Here is a 19,393-nt window from a genome sequence, read left to right as displayed (position 1 = left end):
GTCTTATGATTACGGTGAAACTGAGGAATCTTCGTCTCCAGGATAAAGAGGCTGTCATAGCCATGCTTGGGGACCCACAGGTAATGAGGTTTCTTGGGCCTCGTCGTGCTCTGGCTGAAGATGAGGCTGATGCGTGGTTCGAGAATTCGCTCACTAATCCGGCCCGCTTCGCTGTTGCTAACGCAGATACTGATGAGTTCATCGGATTCTGTGGCATTAAACAGATAGATGGTGTTCCAGATTTCGGCTATTTCATCAGATCGGAGTTTTGGGGCAACGGCATAGCTGCCGAGGCATGCGAGCTGGCAGTCGAAAGGCTATCCTCTGAGATCGATTTAGAGACTGTTCAGGTTTTCATAGCGGATGACAACTTGGCTAGCCAGAGAGTAGCTCAAAAATTGGGTTGGCAGGCCACGCACAATGGTTCTAAGGATGGAGAGTATGGCCGATACTACCGAATCACCATGTAACCAAGCGGTCAACCGGACGCCAAAAGCGTGCCGCTTTTGGTTCCCTCCGCTGCGTTCCGGCGCCGGTTACCATTAGCTTTATATTTATGTGCGAGGGAAGCACCATGGCTATCGCTGAAATAGAAGCATATTTCGGGAAAGAGCTTCCGAGAGCCTACAGAGACTTTGTTCTAGGACAACCAACAGGGATAACTGGGGACATTCATCTGTACCCCCTTGCGCTATTAGTAGAGCGGAATGAGTGCTACGAAACGAGAAAGTATGCGCCCGGCTACCTAAATATCGGAGATGATGGTGGAGGGCAGGCCTTCCTAATCAGATTTGACGAAGATGATCCGGCGGTCGTCGCTGTGGGGCATGGGAGCATGGACCCTAAATTCAAAGAGCTGGTTTGCTCAAGCTTCAGCGGTTGGGTGGCTACAGGCTTTCAGTATGAAGACGGGTAACCACATAACCATACGGTGAACCGGACACTGGTTTTCCGCTGCGCTCCAAACCAGCCGAAAATGCAGGCGTTATGCCTCAAGAGAGAACCATGGAATATAGTGAAGTCATAGAAAATTGGAAGCTATTTTCTGTTGGAGTAAAAGAAATAGGTGGTGAAGTACATACACTATCCATTGAGGAACCTGCCACAGAAGATGAAGTCGCGACGGTCGAAAGCAAACTTGGCTTTGAAATACCCCGCTCCTTGAAGGAGGTATTGCTTGTTTTTTCTAAAAAAGTAGAGTTTCGGTGGTTTTTGCCAGATAACTACAAAATGGAAGGAGAGCTGTCTCAGATATTTTCAGGTGATCGGCATTGGTCTTTAGAATGGCTAGTTAAATTTAATGAAAACAAGAATGAATTGCGGGACGAAATCTTTCCGAACAAGAATGATCCATATGATCTTGTTTGGCACGACAAACTTGCGTTTCATGAAGTCGGTAATGGTGATTATTTAGCAATCGATCTATCGCGAGCCGGCCAGGAGCCGGTCGTGTACCTTAGTCATGATTTCGGTGATGGTCACGGGGTTGAAATGGCCAAGAACTTTAAAGAATTTGTATTCTTGTCTAGTCGCTTGGGTTGTGTCGGTGCAGAGGATTGGCAATGGCTTCCATTTTTAGCTGAGGGTGTACCATTTATTAATCCTGACAGTGAAAATTCAATTAGGTTTAGAGAGGCTCTGCGTGTCAAGGTATAGCAAACGCGTCAAATGCGACGCTAGTACCTCACGCGCTTTATTCGGGCGTTATACGGTCTTATGAATTATCAATGCTGCTACTGTAAAGAAGAATTTCCTGTAACCGAGGCTATTGATGGGTACAAGGAAGGCTACAAAATTGGATTTCTCTGCCCTAAGTGTGGAAAAAATATTCAAGACACTCTAATGAATGAAGAATGGATTTTTTCTAGTAATTCATCCAAGTTATTCTTCGCTATCTTTATGGGTTACTTTTTTCTAGTGTGGGTATTTTTAGAGTTTTCTGAACCGAATACTTGGGTGCACTACGGTGTTGCTTTAGGAGGGGTAGTTCCATTTCTAGTTTATGGCCATATAAAATACCCAAAAGATATGTACTCTCCAACAATTGGAACTAAACCGGTAAAGTGATCGTTGCCCTCTCGTATAACAAAGCAAGGCACAACCACACAGCAAGCTGTGCTGGACTCGCTCATTTTTCGCTCGCCTGTGCTTGCGGGCATTAGAAATCCGAGTGACCCACGGAGGGAGTAGCCATTCGATTCCACCACATCCGGCAAGCGTTGTTGAATGAAGATATCTCTAGATGGCGAAAGCGGGTAGTTTTTCTTGTCCTCGTTGCAGCTATTATCCTTGGGATTGCTCACTTCTGCGTGTAGTTCGATTTTGAGAATGCCTCTCGTCAACTCTACGCATCTATTAGCGCGATGGGCGCCGCTTAATATATAGCTTTATATTTTTTTGACCGCACCTGCTAACAATGGTGCCTCGAAGAGGCGCGCCGAAAATCCGGATATTTATGAGTCATTGCATGTATCCAATTACGCCAAAGAAACCGTCAGAAATTAGAGAAGGGGACTTCTACTACATTCCACTAAGTAATGGCTGGTTTGCCTGTGGGCGTCTTCTTGAAATCGAGAAGAAGAGTGGTAGGAAAACTAAAAGTATTCTTGTCGGATTACATGATTGGACAGGGAGAGCGAAACCCACGGCTGAAGATATCCATAATTGCCCGATTATTGAACAAGGCGTTATGCATATAAATTCAATTGGTCATGTTGGTGGTGAGGTTATTGGCTTTAAACCATTAGGGGATGACGGTTTAAAACCATTGCCACAATTCGAAGCCGGAAATCTTATCCTGGGCTTCAAGAATTTGGGGCCCTTGCCAAAAGAAGAATATGAAAAATATAGCCGGCGTTTGACTTACGGCTTGAAGGTTATTCTCCTATTGGCGGAGAAACACTTTGTCGAGAACTAATAAAAAGCCAAAGTAGCCGGCGCATACACACGCCGCTAAACAAAAGCGTGAAGTGGGAGAAGTATGGCCTCAGAAGGTTGGAATAATGTTGCAAGTCAAGTCAATTTCAACCTGGAAATTGACCGTGAATGATTCTGCGTTCTGATCAAGTGAAGCTGTAAGCTACGAAGTTGAGGGGAGTTTAGGCCCGGTCTTCAATTGCCACTGCTCCAAATGTCGAAGGTGGCATGGCGCAGCGTTCCGTACCCGTACATAATCATGCCGTGCACCGGATGCCAAAATCTCCGCTTCGCTCGTCGTTAACCACTACCAATATGAAAGCAGTATCTAGGGTATTACTAACAATTGAAGTATTTGTCTGCTTTGCTCCCGTCGCCTATATATGGTTGCTGAGTCTGGTGGCATTTCCGGTCATGATTATGATTTTCGTAGAGAGCGGTGCGCCGGGTTCACTGGCGGCTCCCATAGCCACAATTCTTGGTGGCCCAGGCCTTCTTGGTGCTGGCGCTCTTTTTGTCGCCTTGGATTCAGGCAAGTTGATGATTTCGAAAAGAAAACTGTGGGTATTTTTGGTGTCAGGATGGATAGCATCCGCGATTGGTGCCTTGATGATTGGTTTTGGCGGCGTTGCCATATGGGCGATATTTTCCGCTCCGGTTATGGCATCGGTGCATTTCCTGTATTTATGGCTTCGGGCAGCGAGCAATGGTTAACCAGTGGGTGACACTGACCGGTACTGGGCTGCGCTCCGTCCTGCTGGACTTCCACCAACGACGCTGCGTTTCGTTGCCGCCTATGACCACCGGCGTTAGACAGGCGATGGCACTCCAATGAGCCTGAAATATCACTTTGAATGGCTCGCCACATACAATCAATGGATGAACTCGAAGGTTTATGAAGCAGCGGGCCAGCTCTCAGTGACTGATCTGGTGAAGGATCGCGGGGTCATTGCCGCGCTGCTGATGGGTTCCTCATCTGCGTACGCGACGAGTCAGTGCCCGCCTGGGTTCGGTCAGAAAGATCCGCTTGTCGATGCGATAGGTTGGCTTGTTGTCTCAGCAGGCGTCTTCGCTGGCGGACAGCTTTTTACTTACCTCATCCGACGTTCTCGGGGCATACGTTGGTTCCCTCGCTCTATCCTTATCATCATGGGCTTTTTGGGGATGATACTCGTGTGGGTTGGCGGGTTCGCCCTGGGGTTTGTGAATTTTTTCTTCAGGTGCTAAGGAATCTTGACTAATGGCGGCTTCGATATCGTTTTCTATTATTGAAGGAATGTCGGGGCAGGTGTATCTGCAATGAATAGCTTGCTCGAATCAGGCGCGTTTTCTCTTGAAGTGGAATTAGTGTCGATTCATGGTGAAGATGCACAAGGAGAAATCGGTGCAATTGTTTGAAACAGAGAGGTTGGTTGCAAGAACGTTATCCCATCAGGACGTACCGGTGCTCACCGCAATGCTCAGCGACCCAGAAGTCATGCGTTTTTCTGTCCGCGGGGTTTGCGATGAAGACGCCACCCGAAAGTTCATCGATTGGTGTCTTGGGTGCTATGCCTCTCATGGAATCGGGCCCTGGGCATTTTGCGAGAAAGAATCCGGGGAATTTATTGGTTTCTGTGGTGTAGGGCCGGAGTTGGTGGGTGGAGTTGAAGAGATCAATCTAGGTTACCGCCTGGCGCGCAGGTTCTGGCATCAGGGGTTTGCGACAGAAGCTGCCAAAGGTGTGCTTCGATACGCTTTCAGCCAAAAACGCTGTGAGTCGGTTATTGTCATCATCGAACCGGAGCATGCAGCTTCCGTTAGGGTTACGGAGAAGATTGGGTTCGGAGCCTGCACACACCAGAAATTCCATGACCGACCTGTGCGAGTGTATCGAATGACGAACGAGGACTGGGCATTGCATAACCCATTGGTGTAGTGCGTTTTGGAATTCACCCGCAGAAGAGAAGCTCAGAGAGTGTTGAGTTTGTGGAGTGTCTATTTTTAGCTGCCTTTCCCAAAGTGATTCAGAGGGCGGCATCATTCGTCAGGGGTTAAGGTGTGTATAGATCTGTCGAATTAAGTCCTTTTGGTATTCTCAAGTCAAAAGGCAGGACCAAGGTATGGAAAACGTCTTTAATCATTCCAGCGTTGGGGGGAAGTTTTGACGTTGTCGTTCATGGCACCATTGAGGGGCCATCAATGGCGCAAACGCGGATGTTCTCAAAACTGATGGATCACAGCGACGATTGGTGCGGGAAGGTGGCGCCCAAAGTTGTTGAGTTTATCCGGGTGTGTCATATCGCACCGCCAGATATAGAGGTTACGGCCTTGAATGTATGGTCGTTTTTAACCCCAGAGCAAATAGAAGTGCATGAGAGTCATCAGTATGCTCATGGCGAAAGCGAACTGGGTACCAACGCGATATCAATTGGTTATTTGACGCCCTGGACGGAAGAGCAAGCCATTCAGATTCCATTTTTAAATGGAAAAATCGGACGTATTTATAGTGAGTGAGGCCAGATCTTCGTGGCTGCATGCTTTCGTTGGCCGCTGAGGAAACATGGAATTCGAATCGAGTTTATTTGAGTGGATTAATGAGTCCCTGGCGAACGGAGTGCCATCGGACGTGAAGGCCTTCAGCTTTAACCTCTACCAAACCCGTTCCCACTTTGGCCTTGAACTCATCGGAGCCTCGGAGTTTGATGAGGCCGACCCTGGCTGGGCTTGTGAAGAAGTGTTCGAGCCGGCGCAAAGGCAGCTTGAAATTCCTCTGGCCTACTCTGGCAACACGTGGGAGCAGTGCCTGGAAAACATCAGGTCTGCGGTCTCACGTTATCTTCAGACCAGTGAGCCCGGGGCGGCTGTGCTGAGAAGCGCGCAGGGGGTCGCCATTGGCTTTGTGGACGGCGAGCTGGACATTCTGGCCTGCGACGGTTAACGGGTGTCTGTGTCAGGCACTGATCAGGATGGCCCGTCGTTCACGGTGTGGACCCCGGGCACCATACAAGGAGATGAAATGAGCACTCATACGTCAAACCGAAAGATTACCACGGCAAATATTCGGCAGATGAAAGGAAAAGGCAGCATTGTTTCTCTGACCGCCTATACCAAGCCAATGGCGAGCTTTATGGACCCGTATGTAGACCTCATTATTGTGGGCGACTCAACAGGAATGGTGGCTTACGGGTTTGATTCTACCTTGCCTGTCACTCTGGATATGATGATTGCTCATGGTGCCGCCGTTGTGCGTGGCGCTGAACGGGCCTGTGTTGTTATTGACATGCCCTTTGGGTCTTATCAAGAGAGTAAAGAACTGGCGTACCGGAACGCTGCACGCATATTAACTGAAACCGGCGCCCAGGCGGTGAAGATCGAAGGTGGGCTGGAACTGGTTGAAACGGTGGAGTTTCTGGTCAGCCGGGGAATTCCGGTTATGCCGCACATAGGTCTCCGCCCCCAGCATGCCAACGCGCTTGGAGGGTTCAAAGCTCAGGGTCGAGATGATGACGCTGTTGGCCTGCTGGTAAAGGAAGCGCAGGCCTTTGAAGCTGCGGGCGCGTTTTCGGTTCTGATTGAGGGGGTTTTTGAGAAAGCGGCAAGGCGTGTGACGGAAACCATCGCGATTCCTGCCATTGGCATTGGGGCTTCTCCGGAATGTGACGGGCAGGTTCTGGTGACGGAAGATATCCTAGGTTTATTCTCAGATTACACCCCGAAATTTGCTAAGAAGTATGTTGACCTCAGTGTCCAGATTAAAGAAGTCTTTGCGGAGTTTGAGAGAGAGGTTAGAGCGGGGGATTTCCCGTCGGACGAACATTGCTTTGGCTTGAAAAAGTGACCTGAAAAAGCGATCCGTCCTGTTTCAGCCGGTTGTTTTTCAGCAGCCGGGGCAGAGCGGATTGCCCGTTTTGGCGTTATGCAGAACCGGGATATGAAAAATGAATGAGAAAGTCCCGTGCGCGGAATGCGGTGCGGCAATTCTTCCAGGTACCGCTGAACGCACCGGAGGCCTGTGCATGCCGTGTAAAAACGGCAACCGTAAGAATATTGAGCAGGCAAAAGCGTACTACAGAAGAGAGCGTGAGCTGGACAAAACCTGCCCGTTCCGGGCACTTTGGCGGGAGCTTGTTGATAAGGTTTATAACCGGGAAGGTGGTTTTTCCCAGTTAACGGATGACGAAAAACTTTACTACGCGGTCAATGTGCTCATCGGCGAAGTGTATAACGGCGGGTTTAATCAGTATTTTGATAACAGCGCTGGCGGGCACTATCGGCACGCTGAGCTAGGCCTGATCCAACTTGGGGCGACGCATTCCCTTGAGTTATTGCGTCAGGCCAAAGCCACGTTATTTGGTGCAGCCGATGTGCCCGGGAACCGGGCCGAGCGCTTTGCTGCCCTCGATCAGTTTGCTGAGCCGCCAAATCTGAAGGCTCTGAATGATCAATTTTATGAAGACCCGGATGCACTGGAAGACAAGCTTCGGGCATTTGCGGAGGCAGCTGGGATGGTCCCGTGAGAGGTGTGCTTGAAACCATTGATTCGGCCATAAAGCGTTTGGTTTCTACAACCGCCATGCTGGTTGCTGCCGTGTTATTAACTCGCGGACTGGGCAAACCAGACACTAATGTCTGCATCCTCTATGGCCTGATTGTTCTCCTGGTGATCTCAGCGTTTGTGTACCTCGCAGCTTCGGCGATGGTTGCGATCAGAGAGTTGGAGGAAATGAAGCTTCGGTTGTGGCAGAAGGGTGCATTCAGTTGTACTCAATGGCATAGGGGCTTTGTCATGGCGGTGTCATAGTAACCTTCTAGCGTGGATGGTTTTTTCGAGTTACAGGAGCATTAACATGCAAGAGCGGGAGTGCGGGGAAAGCGCGGCGCCTCTTTATTTGAGAGTACGGGATCAGTTGGCAAGCCAGATTGAGGAAGGCTCGTTGGCGCCAAATACCCGACTGCCCTCAGAGAGGATCCTGGCGGAAGAGTATGGCACCACACGTGTGACTGCGCGCCTTGCGCTGGCCCAGCTGGAAAGAGAAGGGCGGCTGTTCCGGTCTAATCGCCGGGGCTGGTTTGTCTCTCCTCCCCGGCTGATTTACAAGCCGGCCCACGACTACAGTTTCTCCGATTACGTCACGGCTCAGGGACGGGCTCCGGAAACCGATACCCTGGGTGTCACGCCGATGGAGGTCAGCCCCTGGCTCGCTGCCAAAACCGGGTTGTCTGTGGGCGATCCTATTGTCCTGCTTCGCCGGCGCCGACTGATTGATGGCCGCCCGGTGCTTGTTGAAAACATTTATCTGAACCCGAAACGATTACCGAACATTGAGACCTACGACTTTAACCGGTCGTTGTGGAAGCTGCTGCGGGAAAAATACGATGTGGAGCTGCGGCAGAAACGCATTGAAATGTACCCGACGGCACTGGTAGATCCGCAGGCCAGTGACATTGGCGTGACGGTGGGCACTGCCGGGCTCTACGTAACTCGTTGCAGCCGGGATGCCGACGGGTGTTTTGTGGAGCTTGACGAGGAGTTCTGGCTGCACGATGCCCTGAGTATTCAAGTCGACGTCGACTGATTTTTCGAGACGGATGCGCCAGACTGTCATCCGTCTTTCATAAAAACGTCATAGTTCTTCGTCAAGCTGGTCTATACCAGTTGAGCGAGGAGCTATCATGCCCACAACTTATCATCCGGATGTCGTCATTATTGGCGGCGGTATACTCGGATGCGCCATTGCCCGATACCTCAGTCGGGGGTCTGATCTCAGCATTGTTGTTGTCGAACGCCACGGGCTGGGAGAACAAACCACCAGTTACGCGGCGTCGTTGCTGACCCGCGTTCGCCCGCACCGGGCACTCACCGACATGGTGATGGAAACCTTCCGAGCCATTGACGAACTCAGCGAAGCCCGGGGCGAGCCATTGCCCCTGCGAAGGGTTGGTAGCCTGCATGTCTCGGCCCGGCCCGAAGGGCAGCAGCAGCTTGAAGTGACGGCTCAACGCGCTGCGGAGGCTGGCGTTGTGGCTGAACCGGTGGGTGCAGACGACGGGATGGCTTTGGCCCCCTGGTTGTCGTTGTCCTCCGACACTTCCGCCCTCTGGATACCGGATGACGGCTACATCGACCCCTACGCGCTCTGTATGGCCTATGCCGATGACGCCCGGCGTCAGGGTGTCCGATTCCTGCTTAAACAGACGGTCACGGAGCTGCTGACTCAGGGGGCTCGGGTTTCCGGCGTCCGTCTGGCGAGTGGCGAGTCGATTTCCTCAGGCCTTGTGATCGATGCTGCCGGCCCCTGGAGTACCGCGCTGGCCCGGCAGGTGGGTGTTCACCTCGGCATGGCGCCGGTTCGCAGTCACTACTGGATCTCGGCGGAGCACCCTCGCATTACCAGCAATGGTCCGATGACCATTTTGCCCGACAGCGGCTCCTATGCCCGCCCAGAGGTGGGCGGGCTGTTGTTCGGCCTGCGAGATGCCCAGGCAGTGGTCGCCGATCCCGCAAGCCTGCCGGACAGCCTTCAAGGGTTTCGTTTTGACACCGATCCCACCGGAGAAATTGCGCTGGAAAGTGGCTATGAAGCCTTGCGCGCCCAGCTTTCGGTACTCGACGAACTTCCGCTGGCCCATTACATCAGCAATGTGTCCAGTTATACCCCCGATGGTTTCTATCTGATGGGGCCCATGCCTGGGGTAGATGGCTTTGTGGCAGCCACCGGCTGCTCAGGTGCGGGGATTGGCATGTCTGGCGGGATCGCCCGCTTTATTGCCGAGCAGGTTACTGGCCAGCCCACCTTTGTGCCGCCGGAACCGTTCCGCCTGGATCGTTTCGGTGCCATCGATTCCTTCGATTCCAATTTCATTCGCCTTTGCTCTGAGGCTCGTGCCCAGAAACGCACCGGTTAATTCCCAGGGAGAATCTCATGACTCAGAAAGACCCGTATCTGCTCACCCCCGGTCCTTTGACCACCAGTCTGTCCGTTAAAGAGGCCATGTTGCACGACTGGGGATCTTGGGATGGAGAGTTCAATCGTTTGACGGGCGAGGTATGTGAACGCTTGCTGCGCGTAGCCGGCGGCCAAGGCAGTCACGTGTGTGTGCCCATGCAGGGCAGCGGCACGTTTGCGGTGGAGGCAACGCTGGGCACGCTCATTCCGCCGGCCAGTACGACGCTGGTGTTGATGAATGGGGCATATGGGCAGCGCATTGGCAAAATCCTGGACACGCTGGGGCGACCCTACCTCGCGATTAACAAAGGTGATTACCATCCGCCACGGGGTGAGGAAGTGGCCAGGGTACTGGCGGACAAGCCGGAAATTGAGCAGGTGGTGGTGGTTCATTGTGAAACCAGTTCCGGCATTCTCAACCCGGTCGAAGAAATTGCCGACGTGTGCCGTGAGGCCGGCAAACGGCTGATCATCGACAGCATGAGTGCCTTTGGTGCACTGCCGGTTAATGTGGCGGAGTTGCCGTGTGCGGCGTTGGTGTCGTCGGCTAACAAATGTTTTGAAGGGGTACCCGGGTTCGGGTTTGCCATTGTCGAGCGTGAGTTGCTGGCGGCCTCGGCTGGGCAGTGTCACAGCCTGTCTCTGGATCTGCACGCTCAATGGCAGTACATGGAAAAAACCGGCCAGTGGCGCTTTACGCCACCCACGCATGTGGTGGCGGCTTTCCTTCAGGCCCTGCGTGAACACGAGGCCGAAGGCGGTGTGGCAGGGCGCCTGGCGCGCTACCGTCGTAACCGGGACCGCCTCGTGGCCGGACTGCGTGAGATTGGTTTTCAGACTCTGCTGGCTGATGAGTGGTTGTCACCGATTATCACCACTTTCCTGTCGCCAGACAGCCCGAACTTTGAATTTTCCCGTTTCTACGATGCGATCAAAGCACGTGGTTTTCTGATCTATCCCGGAAAGCTGACCGTTGCAGACAGTTTCCGGGTTGGTTGCATTGGCCAGCTTCACGATGAGCAGATAGATGCCGTGGTGTCGGCCATCTCTGACGCCTGTCAGAACCTTGGGCTGTCTGTCCCGGTTCCTGCACCGGCTGCGGCTCCCGATAACCTCGAACACGCCTGATATTTCCAAGGAGACTTGTTATGTACACCTACACCCGTCGTTACACCGGGCCGCTGCAGGCGGTCATTATGGACCTGGCTGGTACCTGTGTGGATTTCGGATCACTGGCGCCCATTCAGGCGTTTTTGAATCTGTTTGAATCCGAGGGCATCGAGCTTTCGGAAGCGGAGGCAAGGGAGCCCATGGGCACCGAAAAACGAGAGCACATCCGCCGTCTGCTGACGATGCCCCGCATCCGTAATCAATGGCAAAGCCGCCACGGCCAGATGCCGGGCAGTGACGACATTGACCGTCTCTATCAGGCATTTCTTCCGTTGCAAACTGCGGCCATTGCTGAACGTACGAAGCTGATTCCCGGCGCGATTGCTCTGCGTGATCTGCTTCGGGAGCACGATATCAGGCTGGGCGTGAACACCGGATACAGCCGGGAGATGGTGAATGTCATGTTGCCAGGGCTGGCCGGACAGGGATTCGAGCCGGAAAGCGTGGTGGTGGCAACGGAAGTGCCCCAGGGGCGGCCCGCGCCTCATATGAGCCTGAAGAATGCGCTTGAGCTGGGCGTTGGCGCGGTTCAGGCGTGTGTGAAAGTGGATGACACAGCAACCGGGATCGAAGAAGGCCTGAATGCCGGCATGTGGACTGTGGCTGTGGTGGCCTCCGGTAACGCGGTTGGCCTCAGCGAAGAACAGTTCACCGCACTGGAGTGCGAGGAAAAAGAAGCCATCCTTGCCCGTGGCTACGCGGAAATGGCGAAGTCGGGCGCGCATTACGTGATCGATTCCATCGAGTATCTGCCAGAAGTGCTTGAAGACATTGAGCGCCGTCTGGCTGAGGGCGAGTGCCCCTGAGTGTTGTCGGGGGCGGCGTCATATTGCTGTCACGTATTTGCAATCAAATGACTCTAAAGTGGCGTAATAATTTTGGTATATACCAGAAGTTTGCGACCGACCGACAACGAGATAAGGAGACGTCTGTGAAACACCTGAAGCAAGCCTTTGCCCTGGCTGCATTGACGATGGCCATGAATGCCAGCGCCCAGACTGAACTGACCGTGTACACGGCGGTTGAGGCTGAGGACCTGAAAACGTATGCCAAGCGGTTTAATGAAGAGCATCCGGACATCCGGATTAATTGGGTGAGGGACTCGACAGGAGTAATCACGGCGCGTCTGCTGGCGGAGAAAGAGAATCCCCAGGCCGATGTGGTCTGGGGGCTGGCTGGCACCAGCCTGCTGCTTTTGAAGAACGAAGGCATGCTGCAACCCTACGCACCTGAAGGGCTGGACAAGCTGTCTCCGAAATTTCGTGACCGCGACGAAACGCCATCGTGGGTTGGGATGGATGCGTGGATGGCGGCCCTGTGTGTGAACACCATTGAGGCGGAGAAGAATAATCTGCCGATGCCGAAAAGTTGGCAGGATCTGACCAAGCCGGTGTACCAAGGCCACGTGGTGATGCCTAACCCGAACTCCTCAGGAACCGGTTTTCTTGATGTCTCGGCCTGGTTGCAGCTGATGGGTGAGGACGAAGGCTGGACGTTCATGGACGGGTTGCACCAGAACATCAGCCGTTACACCCATTCGGGCTCCAAGCCCTGCAAGATGGCTGCCTCTGGTGAAGCGGCGATCGGCGTCTCCTTCGCGTTCCGGGGTGCCCGCCTGAAAGAGAAAGGCGCACCTTTGGAGCTGGTCTTCCCCGAAGAGGGCCTGGGCTGGGAAGTGGAGGCCACGGCGATTGTGAACGGCACCGACAAACTGGATGCGGCTCAAACGCTGGTTGACTGGTCCATCTCCCGTAAGGCGATGGAAATGTACAACGAAGGATACGCCATTGTAGGCATGCCCGGTGTGGCACAGCCTGTCGCCCATTTTCCGGAGAACGCGGAAGCGCTGATCATCGAGAATGATTTCAGTTGGGCTGCCAGCAACCGCGAGGCGATTCTGACGGAATGGGCCAGCCGTTACGACGGAAAATCCGAGGCCAAGTAAACCGGTTGGTGAGGCCGCTTCGCCCACCAACTCCACTGGGTGCCCATCAGGGCACTCAGACCTATTTTTTGTAAAGCAGAGGGATTCACCATGATCCAGCAAACTCAGGGAAGCCGTCTCGACATCCGGGGCGTAAACAAGTTCTTCGGCGATTTCTGTGCACTGAAAGAAATCAACCTCACCATCGAGCCCGGCGAGCTGGTGTGTTTCCTAGGGCCGTCCGGATGTGGCAAGACCACTCTGCTTCGCATCATTGCCGGACTTGAACAGCAAACAGCAGGCCTGCTCCATCAAGGTGTTACGGACATTTCCCGTAAACCGCCCAAGGATCGCGATTTCGGAATTGTCTTTCAGTCCTACGCGCTGTTTCCGAACATGACCGTGGCAGACAACGTGGCTTATGGCCTGCGCAGTATCGGCATGCCCAAGCCACAGGTGGCCAGCCGGGTATCGGAGCTGTTGGCCGTGGTTGGTCTTGAAGATCACGCCCGGAAATATCCGGCGCAACTGTCGGGTGGCCAGCAGCAACGGGTTGCTCTGGCTCGGGCTCTGGCACCGTCCCCCGGTTTGTTGCTGCTTGATGAACCCTTGTCGGCGCTGGATGCCAAAGTCCGCCATCACCTGCGCAGTGAGATCCGAAGTCTTCAGAAGCAGTTGGGAGTGACGACCATCATGGTCACCCACGATCAGGAAGAAGCCCTGGCCATGGCCGATCGCGTGGTGGTTATGAACAACGGCGTGATTGAACAAGTGGGTACGCCGCTGGAAATCTATCAGCAGCCTGCGTCGGCGTTTGTCGCGTCCTTCATTGGCGCCATGAACTTCTTTGACAGTGCTCCGGTGAATGGACAACGGGTTCGGGTTGGTAACCGGGAACTGGACCTGGTTCGGCCACTCCCCTCTGACCAGAGTTGTGTTCAGCTGGCGATTCGCCCGGAAGATGTTCACCTGTTACCCAATGGCGACGGCGAGTGGGAAGGGCAGGTGGAGTCCATGGATTATCTGGGGGCTTTCATCCGGACCCGGGTTCGCCTGAGCGAGGTTGAGCTGGAGCTGGTTGTAGACGTAGATCCACGTTCCGCTCGCCAGCTTGAGCTTCAGGTCGGTGCCTGTGTGTGCCTGAATCTGCCCTCCGATGCCCTGCATTGCTTCGCGGCCTGATAGGTCGCGAAGTCTGACTTCCCCGGTTTGACCCTGGTATCTGTTCCATGATTGATTCTCCTGCGCTTTCCACCCCGTCATCACACAACCGCCGACCCTTGTCGGCGTTCGGCCAGCGGTTTGCCGGGCGCTGGGTGTTCGCACTGCTGCTGGTTGCCGGCTGTGCGGTTCTTGGCTTACTGGTGCTTGCCCCGTTGTACACTCTGCTCTCCAAGAGCGTAGAGAACAAAGACGGCGAATTTGTCGGGCTGGATAACTTCGCCCATTACCTGAGCTCGGGCGGGATCGAGTCGGCCTTCTTCAATTCCCTCTGGGTGGCTGGGCTCAGCACGGTGATCGTGGTGTTCCTGGCGTTCATGGCGGCCTGGGCGATTACCCGAACCCGGCTGCCCTTTACCGGATGGATTCGTGGTGTCCTGGTGTTGCCAATTCTGGCGCCGTCCCTGTTGCCCGCCATCAGTCTGGTGTACCTGTTCGGGAATCAGGGTGTGCTGAAAAGCTGGTTGTTCGGTGCTGAAATCTACGGCCCGATTGGCATCATCCTGGGATCGTGCTTCTGGACCTTTCCTCATGCCCTGATGATTCTTCTCACCGCAATGGATAACGCCGACGGGCGTCACTACGAGGCGGCTACGGCGCTGAAGGCAAGCCCCTGGCGCACGTTCTGGACGGTCACGGTGCCGGGGGCCCGGTACGGGTTGGTGAGTGCTGCCTTTGTGGTGTTTACCCTGGTGATCACGGATTTTGGGGTGCCCAAAGTAATCGGCGGGCAGTTTGATGTGCTGGCCACAGACATCTACAAGCAGGTAATCGGACAGCAAAAGTTTGAAATGGGCGCGGTAATCAGCGTGTTGCTGTTGTTGCCGGCCATGCTTGCCTTCGTGGCCGATCGCTACGTTCAGCGTAAACAATCTGCGAGTTTCACTGCCAGATCGGTGCCCTACAAGCCCAGTCACGACCGTCGGCGAGATGCGGTTGGTGCTTTGATGCTGACGCCAACCCTGGTGTTCATCTTTGCCATCATTGGTATGGCAATCTATGCCTCGTTTGTCACGTTCTGGCCATACAATCTAAGCCTGAGCCTGAATAACTATGACTTTGGCCGGATGGATGGGGGTGGCTGGGGTGCCTATCTCAACAGCCTCCAGATGGCACTCGGGACCATGCTGATCGGAACCGCACTGGTATTCTTCAATGCCTGGCTGGTTGAACGGACGCCACAACCCCGGCTGCTGACGGGGGTGTTCCAGCTTTTGTCACTGTTGCCGCTGGCGGTGCCCGGGCTGGTATTGGGGCTGTCCTATATTTTCTTCTTTAACCACCCCGACAACCCGATCAATTTCATCTACGGCACACTGTTCATTCTGATTTTGTCGAGTGTGACTCATTTCTACGCGGTGTCTCATCTCACCGCCGTAACGGCGCTGAAACAGCTCGATAAAGAGTTCGAAGCGGTCGGCGAGTCTTTGAAGGCTTCCCGGTGGCGGGTGCTGTTTACCGTGACCTTGCCGCTGTGTCTGCCGGCCATACTGGATGTTGCCCTGTACCTGTTCGTGAATGCCATGACAACGGTCTCGGCGGTTGTGTTCCTGTACGGGCATGATTCCCAGCTGGCATCGGTGGCGGTCCTGAACATGGACGAAGCGGGTGATATTGCCCCCGCAGCCGCAATGGCGATCCTGATCACGGTCACCTGCGCAGGGGCGAAGCTGTTGCAGGGTGTGCTTCGGTTCTGGGTAGATCGTTCAACCCGGGCCTGGCGGCAGGGCACAGAGTGAGCCGCCGGCCGGACGCATTATGACCGCCGCTGCCATTGTGATCGTACTGGTTTCAGCCTTGGCTCACGCTGGCTGGAACCTGTTTGGCAAGAAAGTGAGCCCCAGCGGGGCTTTCTTTTGGCACAGTACCTTGTGGGGGGTACTGCTGACCGTGCCGGTGCTGGTATACCAGCACCGGCTTTTGTCCCAATTGGATTCCGGGGTCTGGTGGCTTGTGGTTTTGACGGGCTTTTTCCAGGCGACTTACCTCAGCTGTCTGGCTGCTGCTTATCGTCATGGTGAGCTGTCGGTGGTGTACCCCCTGGCACGTTCATCGCCCTTGCTGATTTTACTGGTGGGTGCCCTGTTTCTGGGAACCGCAGACGCCATCACTGGCGCAGCGGTTGCGGGCATTGTTCTGATTGTCGCCGGCTGCGTAATCCTGCCAATGCAGAAATTCCGGGATTTCCGGCTGGCCAATTACCGTAATCTTGCCACTTTGTTTGCGCTTCTGGCCGCCGCCAGTACCGCCGGTTATTCGATCGTGGACGATAACGCCACGGCGCAGATGCGGGGCCTGCTCGCCGGGCAGTCTCTGGATGCCGAGGTGGCACTGGTGTTCGTTATTCTTCAGGCATGGTCTGCCCTGGCGTGGCTCAGCGTTGGTCTTCTGTTGCAAAAGACGGAACGAAGACTGCTGCGGGAGCTGGTGTCGAAGTGGCGCAGCACCATGGCGGCCGGCGTGCTGATCCTGGGGACCTACGCGCTGGTGGTATGGGCCATGGCCTACGCCGATGACGTCAGTTACGTGGTGGCTTTTCGCCAGATCAGCATTCCCATCAGCGTGGCGCTGGGATGGTACTTTCTGGGTGAGACAATCCATGCCCCGAAAATTCTGGGTGTTCTGACGATCCTCGTGGGGCTTCTGCTGGTCGTTCTGGGATGAGTGGCCGTTGGCGCCTGTAGGGGGCAGACCCCATGCAGGCGCGCGCCGCGTTCAGGAATCTGAGGGTCATGATGGCCGGAGCGCGTCGTTAAGAATACGCCAGCCGTGGTGTTGAGCGTGCTCGTGAAGGCGCGCATCCGGGTTGATGGCAACGGGGTAGTCCACTGTGTTCAACAGCGGCAGGTCGTTGTGTGAGTCCGAGTAGAACCAGGTTTTTTCCGGTTGAAAAGCCTGGGCCTCCAGCCATTCATCAAGGGCGCTGATCTTACCCTCCCGAAACGGACGGCGGGCGCCGATACGGCCTGTGAGGCTGTTATTCTGCCATTCCACCTGAACGCCAATCCCGTCTTCAAGGCCCAGATAGCGCGCAATGGGGGCGACGAGGTGTTCGCCTGTGGCGGAAATAATCAGCAAGCGGTGGCCCTGGGCTCTATGCCACGCAACACGCTCTTTGCCGGTGGGAAGCACCCTTGGGGCGATGATGTCATTCACGAACTTACCGACGAGCGCATCAAGCCGCTCCCTTTGCCAGCCGCGCAATGGCGCCAGGCTGAACTCCATATAGGCCTGAAGGTCCAGTTTTCCGGCCTGATAATCGGACAGAAAAGCCCGATCCTGCTCCATTGCCTCGGGGTCTGTATCGATAGCTTCCTGTCGCAGAAACGCGGTGAACAGGTGAGAACTATCGCCATGAATCAGGGTTTCATCCAGGTCAAATACTGCAAGCATGTTACACTCCTTTGGTATAGACCAGATTGTGGGGCAAGGGTGTTACGGTTGTATGACGAAAGGTATTGGCCGGAGCTGGGTGCTGGTTGGTGAATGAAAAAACCCGGCGTAAGCCGGGTTTCTATGGTCATGCTATGGCTGGCCGGGTCAGTTTTTCAGGCCCATTTCTTCTATCGAGATCTCCCGCATTTTGAACTTCTGGATTTTCCCGGTCACGGTCATGGGGAAGGCATCCACGAATTTGTAGTTTCTGGGAATCTTGAAGTGGGCAATCTTGCCCTTGCAGAAGACCTGCAGGTCCTCTGCGGTTACCGGGTCTGCATCGGGGCGAAGTTTCACCCAGGCAATCAGCTCTTCACCGTATTTTTCGTCCGGAATGCCGGTTACCTGCACCTCTTCGATGGCGGGGTGGGTATAGAGGAACTCTTCAATCTCTTTCGGGTAAATGTTCTCTCCACCCCGGATTACCATGTCCTTGATTCGGCCGACAATCTGGATGTAACCATCCTCGTCCATGGTCGCCAGGTCGCCGGTGTGCATCCAGCCTGCATCGTCGATGGCTTCGCGGGTTTTTTCCTCGTTGTTCCAGTACTTCAGCATCACGCTGTAGCCACGGGTACACAGTTCGCCAATCTCACCTCGTGGCATCACGTTTCCGGTGCCCGGGTCGACAATCTTGGTTTCCAGATGCGGCTGGGTGCGACCCACCGTGGTGACCTGCTTTTCGAATGGGTCGAGGGAACTGGTTTGGGTGGAAACCGGGCTGGTTTCGGTCATGCCGTAGGCAATCTGCACTTCCTTCATGTGCATTTTTCCGTTGACCTTCTTCATGACTTCGGCCGGGCAGATGGAGCCCGCCATGATGCCGGTGCGCAGGGTGGAGAGGTCGTAGCTGTCAAACTCCGGGTCGGCCAGTTCGGCGATGAACATGGTAGGCACACCGTACAAGGCCGTGGCTTTTTCCTGGTGGACCGCCTGAAGTACGGTCTTTGGATCAAAGCCCTCACTCGGGTAAATCATGGCGGTGCCATGGGTGATGCAGCCGAGGTTGCCCATTACCATGCCAAAGCAGTGGTACAGCGGCACCGGAATCACCAGCCGGTCGTTCTCGGTCAGGCGCTGGCTTTCACCAACAAAATACCCGTTGTTCAGGATGTTGTGGTGGGTGAGGGTGGCGCCTTTCGGGTTGCCGGTGGTACCGGAGGTAAACTGGATATTGATGGGGTCGTCGAACTGCAGCTCATCCTGGCGCCTGGCGAGTTCGGCTTCTGATACGTCGCTGGCAAAGCCGAGGAAATCCTGCCAGGTCCACATGCCGTCGTGTTTGTCAGGGTGGAGGTTGATGACCGCCCGAAGATCGGGCGCGTTGTCGACTTTGAGTTTACCCGGGGCACTGCGCTTCAATTCCGGAGCCAGCTCGTAAATCATGTCCCGGTAGTTGGAGGTTTTGAAGCTGTCGGCGGTAACCAGCACACTGATGCCGGCGAGGTTCATGGCGTAATTCAGTTCATGCACGCCATAGGCCGGGTTGATATTCACCAGAATGGCGCCCACCTTTGCGGTGGCGAACTGAGTGACGGTCCATTCGTAGCGGTTGGGTGACCAGATGCCCACGCGGTCACCGCGTTTGACGCCAATAGCCATGAAGGCCCGGGCCGCCTCGTTCACTTTGTCGACGAACTCTTGGTAAGTCCAGCGAATGTCCTGGTGCAGGCACACCAGAGCCTCGTTGTCGGGAAACTGTTGGGCGGTGCGGTCCAGCATATCGCCGATGGTCATGCCCCGCAGTGGCTTTTCTGCGATACCACTGGTGTAACTTGGGAGAGTCTTGCTCATGTCT

Annotated in this window: 23 protein-coding genes; 21 read left to right on the top strand and 2 right to left on the bottom strand. The window is 54.6% G+C overall.

What is annotated here, in order from left to right; all coding sequences use genetic code 11:
- The first annotated feature begins 5 nt into the window (after positions 1 to 5).
- From K325_RS0117370 to K325_RS0117275, 21 genes are all read left to right on the top strand, one after another.
- On the top strand, positions 6 to 470 hold the full coding sequence (locus K325_RS0117370) for a GNAT family N-acetyltransferase (protein WP_029655531.1): 465 nt from the start codon (positions 6 to 8) through the stop codon (positions 468 to 470).
- Positions 471 to 574: 104 nt separating this feature from the next.
- Entirely contained in the window at positions 575 to 916 is a 342-nt protein-coding gene (locus K325_RS0117365; protein ID WP_051146710.1) for an SMI1/KNR4 family protein, read from the top strand.
- 89 nt (positions 917 to 1,005) lie between these two features.
- Positions 1,006 to 1,656: an SMI1/KNR4 family protein gene (locus K325_RS0117360; protein ID WP_029655529.1), complete on the top strand. Its 651-nt coding sequence runs from the start codon at positions 1,006 to 1,008 to the stop codon at positions 1,654 to 1,656.
- 60 nt (positions 1,657 to 1,716) lie between these two features.
- On the top strand, positions 1,717 to 2,067 hold the full coding sequence (locus K325_RS18645) for a hypothetical protein (RefSeq protein WP_156836627.1): 351 nt from the start codon (positions 1,717 to 1,719) through the stop codon (positions 2,065 to 2,067).
- A 400-nt stretch (positions 2,068 to 2,467) separates the two neighbouring features.
- Positions 2,468 to 2,917: an Imm26 family immunity protein gene (locus tag K325_RS0117355; protein WP_036193773.1), complete on the top strand. Its 450-nt coding sequence runs from the start codon at positions 2,468 to 2,470 to the stop codon at positions 2,915 to 2,917.
- 227 nt (positions 2,918 to 3,144) lie between these two features.
- A complete protein-coding gene (locus K325_RS18640) occupies positions 3,145 to 3,630 on the top strand; it encodes a hypothetical protein (RefSeq protein WP_156836626.1) in 486 nt (161 codons plus the stop codon).
- A 117-nt stretch (positions 3,631 to 3,747) separates the two neighbouring features.
- Positions 3,748 to 4,143 carry a hypothetical protein gene (locus tag K325_RS18830; RefSeq protein WP_051146709.1) on the top strand — a complete coding sequence of 132 codons (396 nt, stop codon included), beginning with the start codon at positions 3,748 to 3,750 and terminating at the stop codon, positions 4,141 to 4,143.
- A 157-nt stretch (positions 4,144 to 4,300) separates the two neighbouring features.
- The gene (locus K325_RS0117340) at positions 4,301 to 4,834 is read left to right on the top strand and encodes a GNAT family N-acetyltransferase (RefSeq protein ID WP_029655525.1); all 534 of its coding nucleotides are present in this window, start codon (positions 4,301 to 4,303) and stop codon (positions 4,832 to 4,834) included.
- Positions 4,835 to 4,956: 122 nt separating this feature from the next.
- Positions 4,957 to 5,412 carry a hypothetical protein gene (locus K325_RS0117335; protein WP_029655524.1) on the top strand — a complete coding sequence of 152 codons (456 nt, stop codon included), beginning with the start codon at positions 4,957 to 4,959 and terminating at the stop codon, positions 5,410 to 5,412.
- Between the two features lie 46 nt (positions 5,413 to 5,458).
- The gene (locus K325_RS0117330) at positions 5,459 to 5,836 is read left to right on the top strand and encodes a hypothetical protein (RefSeq protein WP_051146707.1); all 378 of its coding nucleotides are present in this window, start codon (positions 5,459 to 5,461) and stop codon (positions 5,834 to 5,836) included.
- Positions 5,837 to 5,914: 78 nt separating this feature from the next.
- On the top strand, positions 5,915 to 6,736 hold the full coding sequence (panB, locus tag K325_RS0117325; protein ID WP_029655522.1) for a 3-methyl-2-oxobutanoate hydroxymethyltransferase: 822 nt from the start codon (positions 5,915 to 5,917) through the stop codon (positions 6,734 to 6,736).
- A 178-nt stretch (positions 6,737 to 6,914) separates the two neighbouring features.
- Complete coding sequence (locus K325_RS0117320; RefSeq protein WP_228128483.1) at positions 6,915 to 7,415, top strand: DMP19 family protein; 501 nt, start codon at positions 6,915 to 6,917, stop codon at positions 7,413 to 7,415.
- A 5-nt stretch (positions 7,416 to 7,420) separates the two neighbouring features.
- The gene (locus tag K325_RS0117315) at positions 7,421 to 7,699 is read left to right on the top strand and encodes a hypothetical protein (RefSeq protein ID WP_156836625.1); all 279 of its coding nucleotides are present in this window, start codon (positions 7,421 to 7,423) and stop codon (positions 7,697 to 7,699) included.
- A gap of 46 nt (positions 7,700 to 7,745) precedes the next feature.
- Positions 7,746 to 8,474: a UTRA domain-containing protein gene (locus K325_RS0117310; protein ID WP_029655519.1), complete on the top strand. Its 729-nt coding sequence runs from the start codon at positions 7,746 to 7,748 to the stop codon at positions 8,472 to 8,474.
- Between the two features lie 97 nt (positions 8,475 to 8,571).
- Complete coding sequence (locus K325_RS0117305) at positions 8,572 to 9,804, top strand: NAD(P)/FAD-dependent oxidoreductase (protein WP_029655518.1); 1,233 nt, start codon at positions 8,572 to 8,574, stop codon at positions 9,802 to 9,804.
- Positions 9,805 to 9,821: 17 nt separating this feature from the next.
- Positions 9,822 to 10,973, top strand: coding sequence for a 2-aminoethylphosphonate--pyruvate transaminase (locus K325_RS0117300; RefSeq protein ID WP_029655517.1), 1,152 nt, complete (start codon positions 9,822 to 9,824; stop codon positions 10,971 to 10,973).
- Positions 10,974 to 10,993: 20 nt separating this feature from the next.
- The gene (phnX, locus tag K325_RS0117295; RefSeq protein ID WP_029655516.1) at positions 10,994 to 11,821 is read left to right on the top strand and encodes a phosphonoacetaldehyde hydrolase; all 828 of its coding nucleotides are present in this window, start codon (positions 10,994 to 10,996) and stop codon (positions 11,819 to 11,821) included.
- A 125-nt stretch (positions 11,822 to 11,946) separates the two neighbouring features.
- Positions 11,947 to 12,960, top strand: a complete 1,014-nt coding sequence (locus K325_RS0117290; protein ID WP_029655515.1) for a putative 2-aminoethylphosphonate ABC transporter substrate-binding protein — start codon at positions 11,947 to 11,949, stop codon at positions 12,958 to 12,960.
- Positions 12,961 to 13,050: 90 nt separating this feature from the next.
- Positions 13,051 to 14,121: a putative 2-aminoethylphosphonate ABC transporter ATP-binding protein gene (locus tag K325_RS0117285; RefSeq protein WP_029655514.1), complete on the top strand. Its 1,071-nt coding sequence runs from the start codon at positions 13,051 to 13,053 to the stop codon at positions 14,119 to 14,121.
- Positions 14,122 to 14,168: 47 nt separating this feature from the next.
- A complete protein-coding gene (locus tag K325_RS0117280) occupies positions 14,169 to 15,899 on the top strand; it encodes a putative 2-aminoethylphosphonate ABC transporter permease subunit (protein WP_029655513.1) in 1,731 nt (576 codons plus the stop codon).
- A 19-nt stretch (positions 15,900 to 15,918) separates the two neighbouring features.
- A complete protein-coding gene (locus K325_RS0117275; protein WP_029655512.1) occupies positions 15,919 to 16,824 on the top strand; it encodes an EamA family transporter in 906 nt (301 codons plus the stop codon).
- Between the two features lie 66 nt (positions 16,825 to 16,890).
- Here the strand turns inward: K325_RS0117275 and K325_RS0117270 are convergent, their stop codons facing one another.
- The gene (locus tag K325_RS0117270) at positions 16,891 to 17,553 is read right to left on the bottom strand and encodes an HAD family hydrolase (protein ID WP_029655511.1); all 663 of its coding nucleotides are present in this window, start codon (positions 17,551 to 17,553) and stop codon (positions 16,891 to 16,893) included.
- Positions 17,554 to 17,700: 147 nt separating this feature from the next.
- On the bottom strand, positions 17,701 to 19,389 hold the full coding sequence (locus K325_RS0117265) for an AMP-binding protein (protein WP_029655510.1): 1,689 nt from the start codon (positions 19,387 to 19,389) through the stop codon (positions 17,701 to 17,703).
- Positions 19,390 to 19,393 lie beyond the last annotated feature (4 nt).

This window comes from Marinobacter daepoensis DSM 16072, from assembly GCF_000421165.1.
Classification (GTDB): Bacteria; Pseudomonadota; Gammaproteobacteria; order Pseudomonadales; family Oleiphilaceae; genus Marinobacter; species Marinobacter daepoensis.
Note: the sequence above shows the minus strand (reverse complement) of the source record. Positions and strands in the feature narration are given on the sequence as shown.